The following is a 20,524-nucleotide window of genomic DNA, read 5'->3' as shown; positions in this document are numbered from 1 at the left end:
GGGGAAGAATAATGAAAACTTTTGAAGAGTTGGATTACAAGATAAAAGAAGACTATAAAAATATAAACGGTATGTTAGTAGTGCAGAAGGATAACATTATTTTTGAAAAATATTATAACGGCCACGGTCCAGATGATGCATTTCATGTAGCATCTGTCACAAAAACGATAATCTCTGCGCTAATTGGGATATGTATAGGTAAGGGCTATATAAAAAGCGTTAATCAAAAAGTAATAGAGTTTTTCCCTGAATATAAACTTAAGGCATCTGAAGTAACAGTGCGACACCTACTTACAATGACAGCACCATACCCTTTTACAGATTGGCAGGAACCGTTAGAAGAACTATGTACACAACAGAATTGGGTACAGTATACACTTAATAGAATGGGGCACGGCGGAGAAATTGGATCTTTTAAATATTCATCTGCAGGAGCACATGTACTATCAGCAATTATTTCGAGTGCAACAGGGAAAAGTGCGCGTGAATTTGCGAATGAACAGCTATTTCAGCTACTCGGTATGAGAGAAATTCCAAACTACAATATGAAAGCATTTGGATTCGATGACTTATTCGGAAAAGATGTAAAAGGATGGGTTCACGATCCAAATGGTATTTCGACGGGCGGCTGGGGACTTACGCTAACAGTTAAAGATATGGCTAAGTTTGGACAATTGTATTTGAACGAAGGCATTCATAATGAAAAGCGAATCATTTCAAAATCATGGGTAAAAGAATCAACGGTGATGAATCCAAATCAATATGGGTACTTATGGTGGTTACGAGAAGAAAATGGAAGCTTTTCATACTGCGCAATGGGCGATGGTGGGAATATGGTTTGTTGTATTCCAGAGAGAGAATTGGTAGTGGTGATTGCTTCTGAGGTTATACCAAATGCGGTGGATAAATGGGAGTTAATTAAAGAGTGCATACTTCCTTATTTAAAAGATTAATGTGGTTAATTTTGGGAATGAGAATTAAAGGGTTTAGTTAAATTTGCTTTGTTTTTCATGATAGAAAAAAGTGTTGTGATAACAAAGTTGTACAACTAAGGTTATAAAACTTCAACACCTATACGATTTTTAAATAATTGCAAGGTGTTGAAGTACTTCATAATCTATTAAAGGTACTTTCAAATAAAAGCGGAAACACCTTTTTTCTTTGCTTTTTAACTATTTTCTAACTTTGTGATGTATAAGATACATCATGCCGAGTATGATTGCTAGTATTATAAATTTAATTAATTCTATTAGGCTGGCATCCCATTTGTTTTGCGCTACATCTGCTAAATAAAATACATTAAACATACCATGTAAAATTGCGGGTGATATTGCAGAACCACCATATTCTCTCGTGTACGTCAAAATTAAAGACAATATAAATAATAAAGAGAGATAACTTAATATTCCTACAAACTGAAACTCATAATTTTTATAAAAGATAGCTACTGGTAAATGCCATGAAGACCAAAGCGAAGCTATAATAATAGCTGTTTGCATGAATGAATATTTTTTTCGTAAATAGTAATGAAAATTCCCTCGCCATATAATTTCTTCTAATAATGCAGATAAAGATCCAATTGTAAGACCAACGAGCAAGAGAAATCCTAATTCATTCCAATCATGATATAAGAACTTTATATCATAAATATGAAAATAAAAATGGAGACATAGTCCTAGAAGTAGTGGAAATAATATGGAGAAAATTAGTGTTTTTATTTTTGGACGTGAAATTCCAAATGTATGAACTATTTTTTGTTTCTTAAATAATTTTTGATATAAAATAACTGCTAAAAGCGGAAGAACCATTGTAAACCCCAAATAATTACGACCATTTTCTATGTTCAGCAAGATGATATATACAAGTGATGTGAGAAAATAAATACATAATGTTGAATGATAAACTATGTGTTTATTAATATTTTTCACCTGCCTAAGTATGTATAAGTGGTTAATCGAATATCCGATATTTTAATTATATATGAAATGGAAATCGACAGAATTAATATTTTCATATTATTGCTTTTAAAAATAGGAAAAGTGTCGAAATTACATATATTGAACTTGTAGAAAACAATTAAACTATCCCCCGTAACTTTTCACAACAAAAAATCGTTAAACAAAAGAATAGATTTTTAATCATGAATGGGGGAGAACCATGAAAATTCTAATACTAGGCGGTACACGATTTTTAGGAAGAGCATTTGTAGAAGAGGCGTTGAAAAGAGGGCATGAAGTTACATTATTTAATCGCGGATCAAATAAAGAACTATTTCCTGAAGTGAAAAAGTTAATCGGTGACAGAAATAACGATGTATCAAGTTTAGAAAATCGAAAATGGGACGTTGTCATAGATACATGTGGATTTTCTCCGCACCATATTCGGAATGTTGGCGAAGTATTACAAGATAATGTAAAGCAATATATATTCATCTCAAGCCTTTCCGTATATAAAGATTGGATTCCCCATCATATAAAAGAAGACTATATATTACAACCTGAACCAACAAGTGATCGGATAAAAGCTGTAGAGAATGGTGAAATATCGCCTTATGAGCATTATGGTGCGCTAAAGGTATTATGTGAAAAAGAAGCAGAGAAGTATTGGCCGGGGCGTGTTTTACATGTAAGAGCAGGACTTCTTTCGGGAACGTTTGATTATACAGATCGCCTTCCATACTGGGTTCAGCGTGTAGCAAAGGGCGGGAAAGTGTTAGTACCAGGAAGAAAAGATCGTCCAGTGCAATTAGTTGATATAAAAGACGTCGCAAGCTTTGGACTAAACATGGCAGAAAATAATAAAGCCGGTACATTCAATATAACAGGTCCAAATGATGAATTGACGATGGAAGAGCTATTAAATACGTGTAAAAGGGTTACGAATAGTGATGCTGAATTCGTTTGGGTCGATGAATCATTTATGAAGGAACATAAAGCACAGCCTTGGACAGAGATGCCTTTATGGCTTCCGGAAACTTTTCCATTAGAAGGGGAAACGAAGCCGTGGAAAGGTGGATTTTCTATTAGTATTGAGAATGCTGTTAAAGCAGGGCTTACTTTTAGAAGATTAGAAGATACTGTTACAGATGTGTATGACTGGGTGAATGAAATGAAAGAGAGGGGATTAAAGGCAGGTATTTCAGTTGAAAGGGAGAAAGAATTATTAGAAAAGTGGAATGGATAGTTTTTATAGATAATAGGAATGGAGAGAAATATGATACGTCAATTAAAAAAGGTTAGAAAAAGGACAATAATTTCAACAGTTATAATGCTCTTGCTAACGGTCATTCTCGTAAGAAATAGTACGTGGTATATCTCTCATTCCTTTTCTTCTGAATTTTTTCAATTGCCGATGCCTTTGGATAGTAAGCTAATTAAAGATTATGAAGCAGATGAGAAGAATTGGATTGAATTAGCAAATGGCGGATATTGGGAAGTAGTAGCGAATCGTGTTATAGAAACGAAGCAATCGAAGGCAGAAGTAATCTCATTCTATCAAAAAAAAGGGAAGTTAAAGTATCCAAATTCTAACGAGGCTGGTGTAGAAATTCAGCTCTATTTTTTAGATGATAGTACAGTAGTAGAAACCGAAAAGGGGAATTATTACCGAGATAAGATAGGAGATACTCGTTATGTAAATGAATATGATATTAGAGATAAAAAGAAGGAAAAACAACCTAGTGATCCAGAGATAATAACATATATAATCCAAGTACATACCCAATTTGATTATTGGTATAAACTTGATTGAACATGAAGGACTATAGGAAGGATAAAAGGTTATGTGGAAAAATATCATTCGAAGTATTTCTTTAAACTTAAGTATGAAAAACCCAGCAACGAAGGATGAACTTGCTGATATACAAAAATGGTTACACGTGGAGTTACCTAATGAGTTATATCAATTATTACAGGAAACAAACGGTATAGAAGGTGAGTACGGGGACTTTATATGGTCTGCTTCAAAAATTAAAACTGAAAATATGAATATGAGAAATATAGTGGATTTTAAAGATTTATATATGCCTTTTGACTGTTTATTATTTTTTGCTGATGGCGGAAATGGTGATTTGTTTGGCTATTCTATTTTGAATGGAATGGTACAAAGAGATGATATATATGTGTGGAATCATGAAAATGATAGTAGAACGTGGATTGCTCCTTCTTTAAAGCCTTTTATGGAGTGGTGGGAGAGTGGGAAGATAACAATTTAAACATAGTATCAATAAAAAACGCCTTGTTACTAAAAAAACAAGGCGTTTTTCGTATGTAAATCTACCACTCAATCGGTTCTTCTCCGTACAGTTCCCACAGCTTAGGAAACATCTTTTTCAGACTTTCTTCGTCATCTTGATCCCAGTCGAATTCAATGTCGTCATTATGAGCTCTTTCATCAGTTAGTACATGGTAAAGTGTAAAGTAAGTATCTTCTTCATCTCCAGTTTTTTCTGCATATACAGTGAAACCGAAATATAGAGAAAGTTCTTCAATGTTTGGTACGTCATACTCACTCAAATTTTCTAATACATGTATTAACCGTTCTGGATCTTCAATACACGCTTCGTAAGTTTCTTTTCCTTGATATAATAACCACCCGCGGAAATAATCAAAACAATCATCCGAACAACCGCCTAAAATAATATAGGCTGCTGCCCATAAGCGAGATGTATAGGAAGCTTTTAATATATGATGCATATGTGTATCAAAAGCAACAATTTCATGTACTGTACGCTTAGAGAGATGAGAAGTAAGCCATTCTATTTGTTCTTCCTGGTCTTCACCTTTCGTTTTAGCGCGAGCGAGTAGCCCCCAAAATTCTTCTTCTGTTATCGTTTTTTCTTTTATATAATCTTCCCCAGGGCACGGGTCTGTATATCCTTTTTTACGTTTGGAAGCAACTAGTTTGTTAGCTTCTTTTATGCACTCTTCTTCTGTTTCAAACTCTTTCGCTTTCACGCTACCAGCTGTGCCAATTTTCCCGTAAAACACAACGTAGTCGCTTTCTTTCACAACGATTTTCCAAAACTTATTTGATTTCTCAGTTTGCTGGATTAATAACGTTTCCATTCGTACCCCCATCATATTTTTCTAGTATGCAATGTGATTGTAACATATGTATATACACTTGTAATGATGAAAAATAAGCGTTTGGAAAATTCGAAAATGATTGAATGAAGTGGATAAATTTAGTAACCTTATCTTTACAGTAATTACATAATTGTTTTGCAATAATTCGATATTTAATAAATAGGGGGAATTCGGGATGGACCTTACGTTTAAAGTAGAGGAAACATGTTTTAATTACCGAGTTGGAGCAATTTGTAAACATGATAATAAAATACTCATTCTGCAAGGTGACGGTGAAGATTTTTGGTACGTACCGGGTGGACGCGTGAAAATGCTAGAAAATAGTGAAGATGCGTTAAAACGAGAGCTTGCTGAAGAACTAGCTGTTCCAATTGAAGTAAAGAGATTAATATGGTCAGTAGAAAATTTCTTTACACTTTCTGAGCGAAAGCTCCATGAAATTAGTTTTTACTATGAAGTAGAGCTGAAAGAATTACCTGCAAATGGGGCAGATCAATATATTCTGAATGAAGAGGATAGAACATATATGTTTAAGTGGGTGCCGGTAGAAGAGTTACATGCATATAACTTACAGCCAGCGTTTATAAAAGATAAAGTAAAGGATGTATCAGTTCATACAGAACATATCGTTTTACAAAAGTAAATGTATTCGGAGGGGAAAAGAGTGAAGGGGACTAAAAAAGAGATACATATAGATGATAAAGTTATTCGTTACACACATATCGAAAAAGCTTCTAATGCAATCTGTTTTATGTTCTCAGGTTCAGGCTACAATTATGACAAGCCGTTATTTTATTATGCAACGATGCTTATGCTTGAAAATAAAATAGATGTAGTACATATTCATTATTCCTACGATGGACAATTATTGGAAAAACCAATGGAAGAAATAACGAAAGTAATGATGGATGATATAAATCCCGTAATAATTGAAGTGTTAAGAAGTGGGCAATATAGCAATTCAATGTTTTTAGGAAAGTCACTCGGAACAATTCCAATTGCAAATGATTTAATGAAGAGAGAAGAATTTTCACAGTCAAAAATGGTACTACTTACACCTTTACTAACTTTTGATTTCGTTTTTGATTCTATTTTACATAGTCGTCACGAAGGGCTTTTAGTAATTGGGGATAAAGATCACCAATACAATGCGGAGCAAATTGATCAGTTACAAAAAACGAATTTAAAGATTGCTATTGTTAAAAATGCAAATCATTCTGTAAATGTTGGCGAATTTGAAACAGAAAATACAATTACAGCGATAGCGAAAATAATAGGAAAACTGGAAGAAACAATTACAGTTTGAATGAGTAATATACATGAAAAAGAGGTGCTTATTGCGCCTCTTTTTTTATGTTCAAGCTTTAATTCCTATGAAGCAACGCCCGCATTAAAGAGGAATATTACTTTTCTATTTCCTATAAAAAACGGATAACAATTTTTAATAGTAGTTATTACAATTTAAATACGGAAAATTCAGAAATATTTTTAGGAACTTAAGAGGAGGCAATTGAAAGCGTTTACCGATATTGAAATACAAGAAAGGGAAAATTCCCATATAAGGAGGCTATTAAGATGAAATCGATTAACCCGATGAATGTGATAGACGAGAGTCGTATTCATTCCATGCATATTTGGTTAATATTTTGGTTATTTATCGTAATTGCATTTGATGGATATGATGCTGTTATTTATGGGGCAACAGTACCTTCGCTCATTAAGGAGTGGGGAATAACAGATGTTACAGCAGGGGCAATTGGTAGTTATGCAGCTATAGGAACAGCAATTGGAGCTGCTTTTTTTGGTTTATTAGCTGATAAAATAGGTCGTAAAAATATCATAATAGTAACTACAATCTTATTTAGTCTATTTACCTGTTTAGCTGGTTTTGCGAACGGTCCTGTAGTGTTTGCGATTTTCCGTGTTATCGCAGGTATAGGGCTTGGTGGAGTTATGCCGAATGTAATTGCTATAGCAACAGAATTCTCACCGAAACGAGCTCGAACTGCTATCGTATCTTTTGTTTTTTGCGGATATTCAATTGGAGCAATGGCAGCGGCGCTTACAAGTCGTTCCCTTCTTACTACAGCAGGATGGGAGCCTGTTTTTTGGTTAGCGGGAATTCCATTGTTATTTATCCCGTTTTTAATGAAAAGTATTCCTGAGTCTGTTAGTTTCCTATTAATGAAAGGAAAAATAGAAGAAGCTAAAAAAGTAATAGCGAAGATAAATCCACAATTAAGTAAAGATGTGACAATTGAATTTATAAAATCACCAACTAAAGAAGCTGGATCTCCTGTAGTTAAATTATTTGAGGAGAAGCGCGCCGTAAGTACAATTATGTTTTGGATTTCATGTTTTAGTGCTTTCGTACTCATTTATTCTATGAGTACATGGTTACCAAGGCTTATGATGCAGTCAGGATACGATCTCAAATCAAGTCTCACATTTACAGCTGTCATGCAAATTGGAGCTATTATTGGAACACTCATATTCGGTCCAATAGTAGATAAAATCGGATTTAAAAAAGTACTTGTCCCATTATTTTTCTGTGGAGCAATTGCGTTATCACTCATCGGATTTGTAAATAATATGTTTATTGGATTTTTGTTAATTTCAGTCATTGGTGCTTCTTCTGTCGGACTACAAAATATGTCAAATGCATTTGTTTCTCAATATTATCCTAGTAATATGCGCTCAACAGCGGTAGGAAGTACAATGGCTTTTGGGCGTCTTGGAGGTGTGGTAGCTCCAACTTTGGTAGGTATTCTTCTTTCCATGCATTTATTGCCTCAATATAATTTTGCAGCAATTGCGACTGCTGCTGTAATTGGTGGCATAGCATTGATATTTGTTAAAGAAGAACATGGAATTTATTATAAAGAGAAAAAAGAAATCGCTAGTGGAAATAACAATGTAACGACAGCCAAATAGTGAATAATCAATCCCGGGGATATATTTCTTCGGGATTCGTATTTGTTTAGTTAATAGTTAGAATATTTACTTTTCTTTTGTATAACGTTTCTTATACAATAGAGAGAAAAGGTGAAAGGGGGATGGGGCGTGTCTAGTAATAAGAGAGAGAGATTAATGAAAAGAATAGAATATCATTTGCGAAATACATCACGCCAGCTTATTAAAATCGATACGGAAGAAGAGGCGCTTCAGTATTTAACTCATTCCTTTTGTGCAGAATTACATTGTGATTTCGTCGCTGTAATTTTTAATGAAGGTGGACAGTTTTTACCAAAAGCTTGGAGTGGTAATTTAACTTCTTTAGCTTCAGCGTTTCCACTTCATTCTGATGAATGTTCCTCCAAACTACAATATCAAAGCATGACAGATCAAACGGCAGATTTACCAGAAGTGTGTCTTCTATCTGAAACATTGAAAAGTGCTGGGGTAGAGACTTGGTTCACTGTCCCATTAAAAGATGATATCCAGCATTTTGGTTTTTGTGTTGTTGCATTTTCAAGTTACGTTCCACTTTTAGATATGGAAATATCATTTGAAGAGTTTGGAAGAGATATAGCAGTGGCGATTGCTGTGGCTAGACAAAAAGAATCGCAGTTGAAAAAGATTGAAGGTTTTGGATGGATTAGTAAAAACCTGTCGTTAGATGTTCCGTTAGAAAAGCATGTTTATGAGGTAACTTCTAAAGCCGGAAATGAAACAAATTCGAATTTTGCATGTGTTTATTTATATAACGAGACTGAAAACTGTTTTGTTTTTCAAGCACCTGCATATGGAGAAATGAGAAAGCCATACAAAATTATGGTTGAGGATAAATATGTATTAAAAGAACACTTTCCATTTTTTGAAACGATTGGTGGTGAACAGTATACTGCTCCAATCATTATTGATATGAAACCAATTGGAGTATTACATATTGAAAAGGAATGCGAAGGGTTTTTTACGGAGGCAGATTCAAAATCACTTGAAATGATTGCAAATCATTTAGCAACCATACTAGATAATGCAAGGTTATATAATGGTGAGAAAGAACATAAGCAACGTCTTCATTTTCTATTAGATTATCAGCAAGCTTTATTAAAAGAAACGGTCGATGATAATAATTTTGAAGGTATTACAACAATGCTCGGTAGTTTATTTCAAGATACAGTGTTTATTTTTGATAGATTTATGCAACCAATAGCATTTCATGATGAAAAGGATAGTCGCTTAGCGGAACAATTAGCTGAATTAACAAGAGAAGAACGTAAAAAGAAAAGATTTACTGATACGTTCCAAATTCATGATCCGAATAATAGTGATTATTGTTTTTCATTTTGGATTATTAATGGGGGCGGTAACTTTTTAGGATATTTAGCAGTACGAAGAGCGAATGGGGGGATGGATGAATTTGATCAATTAACGGTCGATTTAGCCCGAAATATATGCTCCATCCAGTTTATTAAACAAAAACTCGTTCTAGATACGAAAGAACAGATGAAAGACAGCTTTATTAGTAAATTATTAACTGAAAAAATTGAGGACCGAGATAATATTTTGCAATATGCTAACTTATATCAATGGAATCTTTTCAAAAAACATCGAGTGGCGGTATTATCAATTTTACTCGATGAGAACGAATTAAAGAAAGGAAACCTGCTCGAACAACAAGCGAAAAAGTCACTTATATGGGATTTGATTAAGACGCGTCTTCCAGAACTAGGGACAGGCATTTTAGCAGTATCCCATAATGATGAACAACTGTTAATTGTTCCAATTGAAACTCAGAAAAAGGGCACGGATACATTTTGGGAATCGATGTTTTATAGCATAAAGAAATGGATTGGCTCATCACCTATAGGTTGTCGTGTTTTATTAGGGATTGGCGGTGTTACAAAACAGTTGGAAGATTATTATACTAGTTATCAGCAAGCTATACAGACTTTAAATATTTTAGATAGTCGCTTTCGTAAACAAGGATTTGCATTATTTGAAGGGCTTGGATCGTATGCTATTTTACATCATTTAAACCATTCAACCGCTGTAGATCTTTTTGTAAAGAAACAAATTGGTCCACTAATTCAATATTCAGAAGGAAAGAATATTGATTTATATAACACATTACATGTATTCTTACAAAACAATGGAAATGTAAAAAGTGCTGCAGAAGAACTTTTTATTCATAGAAGTTCTCTTTTGTACAGGTTAGAAAAAATTGAATTGCTCATTTCAGTCGATTTAAATGATGCAGAAGTGAGATTTAATTTAATGATGGCGCTCAAACTTTATGATATGTATGGAGAAGTAGTAGGGTAATAGAAGTTTATATTTTCAGTGATGTTCTATTTGATAAAAGGAGATTTTGCTTTTGTACGAAATCTCTTTTTATTTTTATACAATTGTTTTTCAAAACTTGTTACACTATATCAGTATGTAAAGGAATTATAGATTTGAAGGTGATAGGTATGAAGAAATATAAAATAGGAGAAGTAGGAAAGGAATTTGGAGTTTCAATAGATGCTTTACGGTTTTATGAAAAGAAAGGATTCCTAAAACCACAAAAAGACAAAGATAACGGTTTTAGATTTTATACATATGAGGATTTTGGAGTATTTTTAGCAATTAGAAGCTTTAGACAAATGGGATTTCATGTTAAGGAAATTGGATCGGTTTTTAACGGTTTAGAATATGATGACATAATGAAAAAATGTAATGATAAAATAGCTGAAAAAAATGAAGCGATAAAACAGTTAGAGTTAGAAACAAAGCAAATAAATGAATTTATGAACTTATTACAAGAATATAAGCGGGAAGATAGGAGATGGGTTATAAAACAAGCTGAGACTTATTATTTTCTCAAACATGTTCATCTAAATGAAGGAACGTTATGTGTAAATCCTCTATTAAAGACATGGTTAAATTTCTTGCCAACAGTTTCCACGGCATTATGTATTCCACTTGAAGAATATAAAATGAAAAATATAGAGAATAGTTACTGGGTAATGGCAATCTCTGAATCAAAGGTGAAAGAATGTCAATTACCTATGGATGATTCGGTTATTCAAATACCTATGGGAGAGTGCTTGCATTATTTATATGAAAAAAATGTGGATGAACCGTTATCATCTTTGATATTAGATGAACCATTCCATATTATGCAGGAACAGGGATACGCTCTTAACGGAGATGTTTTATGTCGATATGTTTGTGAAACAAAGAGTCAAGACAAAACAGTTGAACATTATATTATTATGATTCCTATTATTAAATCAAACGGTACAAAGTGACTTGAAGTAGAGAAGGACATGAAAAAAATGCATGTAATTGTTAGACACAGTCTACAGTTACATGCATTTTTTTTGAAACAAAAGAGTTTTCACACGGTGTTTAGCTAGGTTTATCCAGCTATTTGTGGGCTGTAAACGCCCGATTGGTAGGGGCTGATAATCAGTGGGGAATGAACAAAATCCCGTTGATTGAAGTTGAGCTTTATACAAATTATACATAATAAATGGATTAATTAAATTAAGCTATTGACCCTAGTCTTAGACCATAGTTTATATTGAACTTATAAAGAAAGCGCTTGCATAAATAGAGAGTATGCAAAGCACTTAAAATAAATATTGGAGGTTTTTATTATGAGAAACATTGTACTTTTATGTAATGCAGGTATGTCTACAAGTATGTTAATGAACAAAATGAGAGGATATGCAGAATCAGCGAATTATAACTGTGAAATTAATGCTTATGCATTAACTGAAGCGAAAAATGTTGGGCAAGCGGCAGACATCATTTTATTAGGACCACAAGTTCGATATGCATTAAATAATGTGAAAAGTCAATTGCCAGAGAAGCATATTGAAGTGATTGATATGGCAGCTTATGGCATGTTAGATGGGAAAAAAGTAATTGAACAAGTGAAAAAGGTTTTAGGTGATTAATAGTTTATACATGGGGAACGATTTACGAGCCTTACACGATTTATGTCAGTTTTGAAAAGTACATATTCTGAGGGAGGTCATCGTCTGAAAAAGATAAGGGAATTTCCAATTTTATGTATGGTAGTAGGGAGCCTGGTAGGTGGTTTGGTACTGTCAGGATGTACATCAGAAAGCAAAGATAAGGCTTTAAAAGATTCAGATATAACACTTATTACGAATGTTCTTCCGTATGGAGAAGTAGGGACTACCGTCGTTTGTGATTTTGGAGATACAATAGATAGCTCAAAATTAACAAAAGATAGTTTTGAAGTTGAGGTGGAAGTGAATGGGAAACCTCAAAATAGAAAAATAACTAAAGTGTATACAAATAATAAAGCTGAAGTATCAGAGACTTCAAAAGACGGACAATACGTCGTGATCGAATTAGATGAAAGCGATAAACATGCATCTACCTCAACGTTTAATGAAGAAAAATTTTTAAGTACAAGAGATAACTTAGATTATAAGTTATCTCTTACGAAAGAAATTAAAACAAAAGAAGGTACAACTTTTAAAGCATCCGAACAGAAAAATAAAATTGCAAAAGTAGTTACTCCTGTTGTAGATGATTTTAAAAAAGGGGTATATCAAGATGCATCTGGAAGCAAAATGCAATACAGACTTTTTGAGCCTAAAAAAGAATCTAACAAAAAATATCCATTAGTCTTATTTTTACATGGATCAGGTGAACGAGGAAATGACAACTATATGCAAGTCGTAGGAAATGAGGGCGCTGTAGCGTGGGCGAATCCAGAACAGCAAAAGAAAAATCCTGCCTATGTGTTAGCTCCTCAGGTTGAAGCAGCTGAAACTCTTACAGCGTATTGGACCGAGGAACCTAACTATACTACTATGTTGAATTTACTCAAAGAAACTATCGATAAATATGATATTGATAAAAATCGCATATATGTTGTTGGTATGTCCAATGGTGGAATTGGGACTTGGAATGTTATTAAGAAGAACCCGAATCTTTTCGCAGCTGCTGTTCCGATTTGTGGAATAGGAGATTTGCCAGGAAATACGCTTGTTGGTGAATATGAACCGCTGCAAGATAATTCCGTATTCAAGGATATTAAAGATATGCCGATTTGGGTTTTCCATGCAGAAGATGATCCGCTAGTTGATGTGAGATATAGCAGAGATGCTGTACAAGCTATTAAAGAACTAGGTGGTTCTTTTGTTAAATATACAGAATATCCAACTGGAATCGTTAAACCAATGGGACACTTTTCTTGGGTACCAGCTTTGCAAGATAAAGAGATGATAAATTGGTTGTTTAATCAGTCAAAATAATTTTTAAATATCTTTATTATAAAAATATTATGTTACTCATGTGGTGTATGCATATTTTTATAAGCCCATAAGCCCTTAAGGAGAGTTCATAATGAATAAAAAAATGTTGTCGTTCTGCCTGATAGCTTCTTTGACCGTTTCTCTATTTGGTTGTTCACCTAATAAAACAGAACAAGGTAAGGAGAAAAAAGAAGAAAAACCAGTTGAGTTTTATTTAGTAAGACATGGAAAAACGATGTTAAATACGACGGATAGAGTACAAGGTTGGGCGGATGCACCACTTACGAAAGATGGTGTTGCAGTAGCAGAATACCTTGGAAAAGGTTTGAAAGGGACTAAGTTTGATAAAGCATATAGTAGCGATAGTGGACGTGCAATAGAAACAGCGAAAATTGTGTTAGATCAAAGTGGAAATAAAGATATGAATATTAATCAAAGTCAAAAGTTACGTGAAGTGTGTTTTGGTGAGTTTGAAGGGGAGTTAAATCATACGTTCAGGGAAAAACTTGCACAAACAAATAATATGACCTATGAAGAATTTATGAATAATTTCGACATTGATATTATGCAAAAAACTACAGCGAAGATTGATACGAGTAAACAGGCTGAAGATACTGAAACAGTTACAAAGAGAATGAAAAAAGAAGTTGATCAAATTGCAGAAGAAGTAGCAGAAGATGGCGGCGGTAAAGTTCTTGTTGTATCACATGGTATATCTTTAATGGATCTATTATATTCAATATCTCCTGAATCTTTAAATGAGGTTGAAGAAGGATTAGGAAATGCAAGTGTTTCAAAAGTTGTATATAAAGATGGGAAATATAAAGTTCAATCTGTAAATGATATGAGCTATGTAGAAAAAGGTAAAAAATAGACTTAATAAAATATGTAAATGTTGGAGGTAATTATGAAACTGTTAGAAGGGACTAAAAACGGACTAGAACGAATCATTACACCACTAACTAATTATCTCGGAAATAGCAAAGTAGTCAATGCGATTACATCAGGGATGATGATGACAATTCCTGTTACGATCGGTGTTACATTATTTGCTATTTTAGGTAATCTACCATTTGAAGGGTGGAAAGAATTTTTAATCCAAATTGGTATATATACGCATATGCAAGACATGATTAGTGCGACATTAAGCTTGTTAGCAGTATATATGGTTGTCATTATCGCTTATTCCTATGCAAAAGAGGAAGGCATGAATGGAATGACAGCTGCTGTTATAGCGCTAGGCAGTTTCTTATGCTTAATGCCAATGTCTATTAAGGTAGGAGAAGAACAAATTCCTGCTATATTAAATCAGTACTTAGGTAGTGATGGCATATTCGTTGCTATGTTTGTCGGTGTTTTCACTAGTAAACTGTATTGTTCATTGAAAAGAAAAAATATTGGAGTGAAATTGCCAGAATCAGTACCCCCTATGGTAGCTGATGCAATTAATCCAGTGTTTATTTCAATCATCATTTTCACACTTATCTTCTTTATAAGAGTAATATTTGGCTATACGCCATATGAAAATATTTTTAACTTTGTAAGTCAAGTTATAGCGTTACCTGTAAAATTCATTGGATCGTCTGTATGGTCAGTAATTGCTATCTTTACATTCATGAATATATGTTGGTTCTTCGGTTTACACCCAGCACCAATCATAAATGTATGGTATAGTGCGACAGCTCCATTATTTACGGCAGCTATTACAGCTTTTGCTTCAGGAACACCTTTTTCAGAAATTCCTTACTTAGCATTTACTTTAATGCATTTTGCAGTCGTTATTGGTGGAACAGGAAATACGTTAGGATTAGCAATAAATCTATTATTTGCGAAATCAGAGCAATATAAATCACTTGGAAAAATTGGTATCGTCCCAAATATCTTTAATATAAATGAGCCAATTGTCTTTGGATTACCGCTTGTTCTAAATCCAATCTACTTTATTCCATTAATAACATCTTCAATAGTAGGCGGATTAATTGGTATCGTATTCCTTAACATTACAGGGATTTTATCTAACTTTAATCCACTTATTGAATTACCATGGGTAACACCAGCACCATTTGCAGCTTATATTTCTGGTGGTTGGTTACTATTCATCATGACAGTATTAATTATTGTCTCTCAAATTCTATTATATTATCCGTTCTTTAAAATGGGAGATAAGAAAGCTTACGAGGCAGAACAACAAGCAGCATCACAACAATAATAATTTATTCCACACAAATTTGATTGGGCGGGATAGTAATCAGTGGGGATGGACTTCACTGATTGCATTATCGATTTATAAGACTATAAAAATAAAAAAATGTTAGGAGAATCGTTATGGAACAAAATGAATTAGTAGTATTTCAAATTATATCAGCTGTAGGTAGCGCACGATCTTCGTATATTGAAGCAATTCAAGAAGCAAAAATGGGTAACTTTGAACAAGCAAGACAATTGATGAATGAAGGCAGTGAAACTTTTATTGAAGGCCATAGAGCACATGCTGGATTGATTAGTAAAGAAGCAGCTGGTGAAAAAATAGAAGTAAGCTTATTGTTGGCGCATGCAGAAGATCAATTAATGAGTGCAGAAGGATTTAAAATCATTGCAGAAGAGCTTATAAGTGTTTATGAAACATTTTTAGTGAAACAAAACTAGTAGAAATAAACGATAACAATACTATTTTTGAAAAGGAAAGGTAAATATGCTCAATACTACATTTAAAAAAGACTTTTTATGGGGCGCTTCGACAAGCGCCTATCAAGTAGAAGGTGCCTATAATGAAGATGGAAAAGGCCTTTCTGTTCAAGATGTGAAAGTTATTCCTGAAGGTACATCAGATTTTAAAGTTTGTAGTGATCATTATCATCATTTTAAAGAAGATGTAAAGCTTTTTGCAGAATTAGGATTAAACGTTTATCGTTTTTCTATAGCTTGGACTCGTATTCTTCCAAATGGTACGGGAGAAGTGAACGAAAAAGGTATTACATTCTATAGCAATCTTATTGATGAATTGCTGAAGCATGATATCGTACCGTTAATAACGATGTATCATTTTGATTTACCGTATGAATTAGAGAAAAAGGGTGGCTGGAGTAATCGTGATACCATCGATGCTTTTGCTCAGTATTGTGAAATCCTTTTTGAACGTTTTGGAGATCGAGTAAAGAATTGGTTAACGATTAATGAACAGAACATGATGATCCTACATGGACAGGCGATTGGGACATCAATATTATCTCAAAAAGAGCTATATCAGCAAAATCATCATATGTTGTTAGCGGAGGCAAAGGTAACAAACTTATGTCATAAGATGATACCTGATGCGAAAATTGGTCCAGCACCAAATATTAGTTATGTGTATCCGAAAACATGTAAGCCGAATGATATAATTGCAGCTCAAAATTGTAACGCAATTCGTAATTGGTTATATCTAGATATGGCTGTATATGGACGATATAATAATATAGCGTGGAATTTCATGAAAAGCAAAAATATCGAACCAGTCATTCTAGAGGGAGATATGGAGATTCTAGCTACTTCAAAACCAGATTATATAGCTTTTAACTATTATTCTTCTATTACTGTTAGTGAGTATGATGAAAACTTTGTAATCGATGATGCTGGTGATCAACAAATTGAAGTAGGTGAAGAAGGATTCTTTATGGGTGACGATAATGAATTTCTAGAATTAACCGATTTCGGTTGGGAGATTGATCCAATCGGCTTCCGAGTTACATTAAGAGAAGTGAATGATCGTTATCACTTACCAATTATCATTACAGAGAATGGGATAGGTGCTTACGACAAAGTAGATGAAGATGGATCCGTACAAGATCATTACCGAATTGATTATTTGAAAAAACATATTGAACAGATGGAATTGGCAATTGCGGATGGAGTAGATGTAATTGGTTATTGTCCTTGGGCTGCAATCGATTTAATTTCTACGCATCAAGGTTTCAGAAAAAGATATGGTTTTATTTATATAAATCGTGATGAAGACGATTTAAAAGATTTAAAAAGAATAAAGAAACAGAGCTTCTATTGGTATAAAGAAGTTATTTCATCAAATGGTAAAGAACGATAACATATAGTTTCGAAATTCACATCATAGAGTGCGTACTTCAAGAAAACATTATTTCTTTTGAAGTGCGCACTTTTTGTATGAAAAATAACTGTACTTCTCATTAAATGGAAAATGAAGCGGTTTGAACCGAAATGAATACCATTAAAATGTATGAAAGAAATATATGTATTTCCTACACTGTGTATATACAAAAACTTTTTGGATATAGATATAATTTATTTACAGAACATTTAAAAAGTTATTTGAGGAGGTAGCAAAATGGCAATTCAAACAATTGGCATTGTCGGTGCAGGATCTATGGGTTCTGGCATTGCAAATTTAGCTGCATTACATGGATTTACAGTTATTTTACATGATATTGAAGAGCGTTATTTAGATAATGCAATGCAACGTATGAATGGTTTTATGACTAAAAGTGTTACGAGAGGAAAGATGACGGAAGAAGATAAAGAAAAGGCGCTTGGCCGAATTCGGCTCACTACAACTATAGAAGATATGAAGGATGCAGATGTAGTTATTGAAGCCGTGTTAGAAAAATTAGATTTGAAGAGGGAAGTGTTTGCAGCTCTTGATCGAATCGTTCCTGAAGGGGTTATACTTGCAACAAATACTTCATCTATGTCGATAACAGAGATTGCTTCAGCAACGAATCGTCCAGAACGTGTGGCAGGTATGCATTTCTTTAACCCTGCACAACTTATGAAACTTGTAGAAGTTGTTCGCGGCTATAAAACGAGTGATGAAACAGTCGAAGAATTGAAAGCGTTATCTAAAAAACTTTCGAAAGAACCAGTTGAGGTAAAGAAAGATTCACCTGGATTTATTGTAAATCGAATTATGATTCCGCAATTTATTGAAGCAATTAAATTGCTTGAAGATGGGGTTGCATCTGCAGAAGATATTGATAAGGCTGTTACACTCGGCCTCAATTATCCGATGGGGCCATTTACACTACAAGATTTTGCAGGTGTAGATATTGGGTATCACGTGATGGAGTACTTCAAAGAAGAACTAAATAATGATCAATACGCTCCGCCGCTTCTTTTAAAACAGCTAGTTAGAGCAGGTAGACACGGCAAAAAATCAGGTGCAGGTTTTTATGATTATGAATAAAGAATGGGGGATTAAGTTATGAATTATGAGTTTTTAATTTGTGAAATTGAAAATAAAGTTGCGATCGTTACGATTAATCGACCACCTGTAAATCCACTAAATACACAAGTATTTCATGAACTTTCCAGTCTATTTGACGAATTAGAGGCGAATGAAGAAGTGCGAGTAATTGTTCTTACAGGAAGCGGAAGGAAAGCTTTTGTCGCTGGCGCTGATATTAATGAAATGGCAGCACTTGATCTTGTCGGTGTAAACAAAATGAATAAAACTTCACGAACAGTATTTAGCAAAATTGAAAATATGTCAAAACCAGTTATTGCTGCGATAAATGGATTAGCTCTTGGTGGTGGTTTTGAACTTGCACTCGCATGTGATTTACGCATTTGTACGGATCAAGCAAAATTTTCCTTTCCAGAAGTAGGGCTCGGAATTATTCCTGGAGGCGGGGGTACACAGCGTCTTCAAAAAATTGTCGGCCAAGGTATAGCGAAAGAATTACTTTACTTCGGAGATATGTTTGATGCAGAGCGTGCTTTCGATTTACATATTGTTAACAAAGTAGTACCTGCGGAAGAGTTGTTTGAGTTTGCAAAGGAATGGGCATATAAATTGGCAAAAACCCCACCAGTAGCACTTCAAATGTTAAAAACGGCAGTAAATGTAGGAAGTAATGCTGATCTTGAAACAGGCTTAATCATTGAAAGTACTTGTTTTGGAAATGCTTTCGCAACAGAGGATCGTAAAGAAGGATTACAAGCATTCGTTGAAAAAAGAAAACCAGTTTATTTAGGGAAATAATGAGGTGAAAAGGATATGAAAGAAATTGTTTTATTAGAGGGAGCGAGGACTCCGTTCACTGAAATTTCGGGATCATTCCGAGGCGTAAATGCAACAGAATTAGGGGCAATTGCCGCTAAGGAAGCCATACGAAAAGCTTCTATATCTGTTGAAGATATTGATCAAGTTGTATTTGGTAACGTTCAGCAATCTAGTAAAGACGCACATTTATTGGCGAGGCATGTTGGTTTAAAAGCCGGAGCGCCTATTCATGTCCCAGCTTTGACGATCAATCGACTTTGCGGAACGGGTGTTGAATCTATTTTAACGGCTGCTCGTTATATATTAAGCGGAGAAGCAGAAGTTGTACTTGCCGGTGGAACGGAGAATATGAGCCAAGTGCCACACGTAATACCCGGAATGAGATGGGGAAGCCCACTCGGTGGTCCAGCTATAGAAGATTGGTTATGGGATGGTCTTTATGATACGTACGGAAAATGTACGATGGGAGAAACAGCAGAAAACTTGGCTGCAAAATATAACTTAACGAGAGAAGAAGTAGATCAGCATGCACTTTCTAGTCATGAGCGCGCTCTTTTGGCAAGAGAGAAAGGGTATTTAAAAGAAGAAATTGTTCCTGTAACGGTGAAAGGAAGAAAAGGAGAACAGGTAATTGAAGAAGATGAGCATATCCGTCATACGAGTTTAGAAAAATTAGCAAAGTTAAAGCCACGCTTTGTGGAGAATGGTGTAGTGACTCCTGGAAGTGCAAGCGGCATGGTGGACGGTGCAGCAGCAGTTGTTTTAGCATCTAGTGACTTTGCAAAGGATAGAGGATTACAACCGATTGCTAAGCTCGTTTCTTGGGCTGTTGTTGGAGTGGAACCGAAGTATATGGGAATCGGACCGGTTCCTGCAATTCAAAGTGCATTAGAAAAAGCGAATTTAACTTTAAAAGACTTAGATTTGATTGAAATTAATGAAGCATTCTCTGCGCAGTACTTAGCTTGTCAAAAAGAATTAGGATTCGACCTTGATAAGGCAAATGTAAATGGTGGGGCAATTGCGATAGGCCATCCACTTGCTGCGAGTGGAACGAGAATTTCTCTATCCTTAATTTATGAATTAAGAAGAAGAAATAAAAAATATGGAGTATCGGCTGTTTGTATTGGCGGAGGTCAAGGAATTGCAGCGATTTGGGAAGCGTTGTACTAGAGAAAAAACCAGGAAGAGTCCTTCCT

At 34.4% G+C, this 20,524-nt stretch carries 20 protein-coding genes; 18 read left to right on the top strand and 2 right to left on the bottom strand.

Annotation, left to right across the window (positions count from 1 at the left end):
* Positions 1–11: 11 nt before the first annotated feature.
* Positions 12–953, top strand: a complete 942-nt coding sequence (locus JDS98_RS03020; RefSeq protein WP_000846448.1) for a serine hydrolase domain-containing protein — start codon at positions 12–14, stop codon at positions 951–953.
* 219 nt (positions 954–1,172) lie between these two features.
* Here the strand turns inward: JDS98_RS03020 and JDS98_RS03015 are convergent, their stop codons facing one another.
* Positions 1,173–1,928 carry a CPBP family intramembrane glutamic endopeptidase gene (locus JDS98_RS03015; RefSeq protein ID WP_085450339.1) on the bottom strand — a complete coding sequence of 252 codons (756 nt, stop codon included), beginning with the start codon at positions 1,926–1,928 and terminating at the stop codon, positions 1,173–1,175.
* 229 nt (positions 1,929–2,157) lie between these two features.
* On the opposite strand from JDS98_RS03015, the gene JDS98_RS03010 reads away from it, so the two are divergent.
* From JDS98_RS03010 to JDS98_RS03000, 3 genes are read left to right on the top strand one after another with little or no spacing between them, the layout of a single operon-like run.
* The gene (locus tag JDS98_RS03010) at positions 2,158–3,183 is read left to right on the top strand and encodes an SDR family oxidoreductase (protein WP_087970872.1); all 1,026 of its coding nucleotides are present in this window, start codon (positions 2,158–2,160) and stop codon (positions 3,181–3,183) included.
* A gap of 30 nt (positions 3,184–3,213) precedes the next feature.
* Positions 3,214–3,750, top strand: a complete 537-nt coding sequence (locus JDS98_RS03005) for a hypothetical protein (protein ID WP_098711474.1) — start codon at positions 3,214–3,216, stop codon at positions 3,748–3,750.
* Positions 3,751–3,781: 31 nt separating this feature from the next.
* Positions 3,782–4,213 (top strand): SMI1/KNR4 family protein, encoded by a 432-nt coding sequence (locus tag JDS98_RS03000; RefSeq protein ID WP_000265757.1) that lies wholly within the window; start codon positions 3,782–3,784, stop codon positions 4,211–4,213.
* A 61-nt stretch (positions 4,214–4,274) separates the two neighbouring features.
* Here the strand turns inward: JDS98_RS03000 and JDS98_RS02995 are convergent, their stop codons facing one another.
* Entirely contained in the window at positions 4,275–5,066 is a 792-nt protein-coding gene (locus JDS98_RS02995) for a DUF4240 domain-containing protein (RefSeq protein WP_000449135.1), read from the bottom strand.
* A 196-nt stretch (positions 5,067–5,262) separates the two neighbouring features.
* Between JDS98_RS02995 and JDS98_RS02990 the strand changes: the two genes are divergently transcribed.
* From JDS98_RS02990 to JDS98_RS02925, 14 genes are all read left to right on the top strand, one after another.
* Positions 5,263–5,730 carry an NUDIX hydrolase gene (locus JDS98_RS02990; RefSeq protein WP_199631328.1) on the top strand — a complete coding sequence of 156 codons (468 nt, stop codon included), beginning with the start codon at positions 5,263–5,265 and terminating at the stop codon, positions 5,728–5,730.
* Positions 5,731–5,751: 21 nt separating this feature from the next.
* Positions 5,752–6,393, top strand: a complete 642-nt coding sequence (locus JDS98_RS02985) for a hypothetical protein (RefSeq protein ID WP_016091171.1) — start codon at positions 5,752–5,754, stop codon at positions 6,391–6,393.
* Between the two features lie 269 nt (positions 6,394–6,662).
* Positions 6,663–8,021 (top strand): MFS transporter, encoded by a 1,359-nt coding sequence (locus JDS98_RS02980; protein WP_199633539.1) that lies wholly within the window; start codon positions 6,663–6,665, stop codon positions 8,019–8,021.
* A 129-nt stretch (positions 8,022–8,150) separates the two neighbouring features.
* On the top strand, positions 8,151–10,355 hold the full coding sequence (locus JDS98_RS02975; protein ID WP_199633538.1) for a helix-turn-helix domain-containing protein: 2,205 nt from the start codon (positions 8,151–8,153) through the stop codon (positions 10,353–10,355).
* A 149-nt stretch (positions 10,356–10,504) separates the two neighbouring features.
* Positions 10,505–11,326 (top strand): MerR family transcriptional regulator, encoded by an 822-nt coding sequence (locus JDS98_RS02970; protein ID WP_098137961.1) that lies wholly within the window; start codon positions 10,505–10,507, stop codon positions 11,324–11,326.
* Positions 11,327–11,677: 351 nt separating this feature from the next.
* Complete coding sequence (locus tag JDS98_RS02965) at positions 11,678–11,980, top strand: PTS sugar transporter subunit IIB (protein ID WP_001244593.1); 303 nt, start codon at positions 11,678–11,680, stop codon at positions 11,978–11,980.
* Positions 11,981–12,022: 42 nt separating this feature from the next.
* Positions 12,023–13,315 carry a prolyl oligopeptidase family serine peptidase gene (locus tag JDS98_RS02960; RefSeq protein ID WP_199633537.1) on the top strand — a complete coding sequence of 431 codons (1,293 nt, stop codon included), beginning with the start codon at positions 12,023–12,025 and terminating at the stop codon, positions 13,313–13,315.
* 91 nt (positions 13,316–13,406) lie between these two features.
* Positions 13,407–14,189: a histidine phosphatase family protein gene (locus tag JDS98_RS02955; protein WP_199631324.1), complete on the top strand. Its 783-nt coding sequence runs from the start codon at positions 13,407–13,409 to the stop codon at positions 14,187–14,189.
* A gap of 33 nt (positions 14,190–14,222) precedes the next feature.
* Positions 14,223–15,524, top strand: a complete 1,302-nt coding sequence (locus JDS98_RS02950) for a PTS sugar transporter subunit IIC (RefSeq protein WP_016091166.1) — start codon at positions 14,223–14,225, stop codon at positions 15,522–15,524.
* Between the two features lie 116 nt (positions 15,525–15,640).
* Positions 15,641–15,961: a PTS sugar transporter subunit IIA gene (locus JDS98_RS02945; RefSeq protein ID WP_199631323.1), complete on the top strand. Its 321-nt coding sequence runs from the start codon at positions 15,641–15,643 to the stop codon at positions 15,959–15,961.
* Positions 15,962–16,007: 46 nt separating this feature from the next.
* Positions 16,008–17,393: a glycoside hydrolase family 1 protein gene (locus JDS98_RS02940; protein ID WP_199633536.1), complete on the top strand. Its 1,386-nt coding sequence runs from the start codon at positions 16,008–16,010 to the stop codon at positions 17,391–17,393.
* A 258-nt stretch (positions 17,394–17,651) separates the two neighbouring features.
* Positions 17,652–18,506 carry a 3-hydroxyacyl-CoA dehydrogenase family protein gene (locus JDS98_RS02935; RefSeq protein ID WP_098711485.1) on the top strand — a complete coding sequence of 285 codons (855 nt, stop codon included), beginning with the start codon at positions 17,652–17,654 and terminating at the stop codon, positions 18,504–18,506.
* A gap of 18 nt (positions 18,507–18,524) precedes the next feature.
* The gene (locus tag JDS98_RS02930; protein ID WP_199633535.1) at positions 18,525–19,304 is read left to right on the top strand and encodes an enoyl-CoA hydratase/isomerase family protein; all 780 of its coding nucleotides are present in this window, start codon (positions 18,525–18,527) and stop codon (positions 19,302–19,304) included.
* A gap of 15 nt (positions 19,305–19,319) precedes the next feature.
* Entirely contained in the window at positions 19,320–20,498 is a 1,179-nt protein-coding gene (locus tag JDS98_RS02925; protein WP_098911282.1) for an acetyl-CoA C-acetyltransferase, read from the top strand.
* Positions 20,499–20,524: the final 26 nt, after the last annotated feature.

The organism is Bacillus cereus group sp. N11, from assembly GCF_016483605.1.
In the GTDB taxonomy this organism is placed as follows: domain Bacteria; phylum Bacillota; class Bacilli; order Bacillales; family Bacillaceae_G; genus Bacillus_A; species Bacillus_A toyonensis.
This window is presented reverse-complemented; position numbering and strand designations above follow the sequence as displayed.

Bases quoted from the DNA above. Each gene is read 5' to 3' on its own strand.
- JDS98_RS03020 (WP_000846448.1), top strand. From the start codon at position 12: ATGAAAACTTTTGAAGAGTTGGATTACAAGATAAAAGAAGACTATAAA.
- JDS98_RS03010 (WP_087970872.1), top strand. From the start codon at position 2,158: ATGAAAATTCTAATACTAGGCGGTACACGATTTTTAGGAAGAGCATTT.
- JDS98_RS03005 (WP_098711474.1), top strand. From the start codon at position 3,214: ATGATACGTCAATTAAAAAAGGTTAGAAAAAGGACAATAATTTCAACA.
- JDS98_RS03000 (WP_000265757.1), top strand. From the start codon at position 3,782: ATGTGGAAAAATATCATTCGAAGTATTTCTTTAAACTTAAGTATGAAA.
- JDS98_RS02995 (WP_000449135.1), bottom strand. From the start codon at position 5,066: ATGGAAACGTTATTAATCCAGCAAACTGAGAAATCAAATAAGTTTTGG.
- JDS98_RS02990 (WP_199631328.1), top strand. From the start codon at position 5,263: ATGGACCTTACGTTTAAAGTAGAGGAAACATGTTTTAATTACCGAGTT.
- JDS98_RS02980 (WP_199633539.1), top strand. From the start codon at position 6,663: ATGAAATCGATTAACCCGATGAATGTGATAGACGAGAGTCGTATTCAT.
- JDS98_RS02970 (WP_098137961.1), top strand. From the start codon at position 10,505: ATGAAGAAATATAAAATAGGAGAAGTAGGAAAGGAATTTGGAGTTTCA.
- JDS98_RS02965 (WP_001244593.1), top strand. From the start codon at position 11,678: ATGAGAAACATTGTACTTTTATGTAATGCAGGTATGTCTACAAGTATG.
- JDS98_RS02960 (WP_199633537.1), top strand. From the start codon at position 12,023: ATGTCAGTTTTGAAAAGTACATATTCTGAGGGAGGTCATCGTCTGAAA.
- JDS98_RS02955 (WP_199631324.1), top strand. From the start codon at position 13,407: ATGAATAAAAAAATGTTGTCGTTCTGCCTGATAGCTTCTTTGACCGTT.
- JDS98_RS02950 (WP_016091166.1), top strand. From the start codon at position 14,223: ATGAAACTGTTAGAAGGGACTAAAAACGGACTAGAACGAATCATTACA.
- JDS98_RS02945 (WP_199631323.1), top strand. From the start codon at position 15,641: ATGGAACAAAATGAATTAGTAGTATTTCAAATTATATCAGCTGTAGGT.
- JDS98_RS02940 (WP_199633536.1), top strand. From the start codon at position 16,008: ATGCTCAATACTACATTTAAAAAAGACTTTTTATGGGGCGCTTCGACA.
- JDS98_RS02935 (WP_098711485.1), top strand. From the start codon at position 17,652: ATGGCAATTCAAACAATTGGCATTGTCGGTGCAGGATCTATGGGTTCT.
- JDS98_RS02930 (WP_199633535.1), top strand. From the start codon at position 18,525: ATGAATTATGAGTTTTTAATTTGTGAAATTGAAAATAAAGTTGCGATC.
- JDS98_RS02925 (WP_098911282.1), top strand. From the start codon at position 19,320: ATGAAAGAAATTGTTTTATTAGAGGGAGCGAGGACTCCGTTCACTGAA.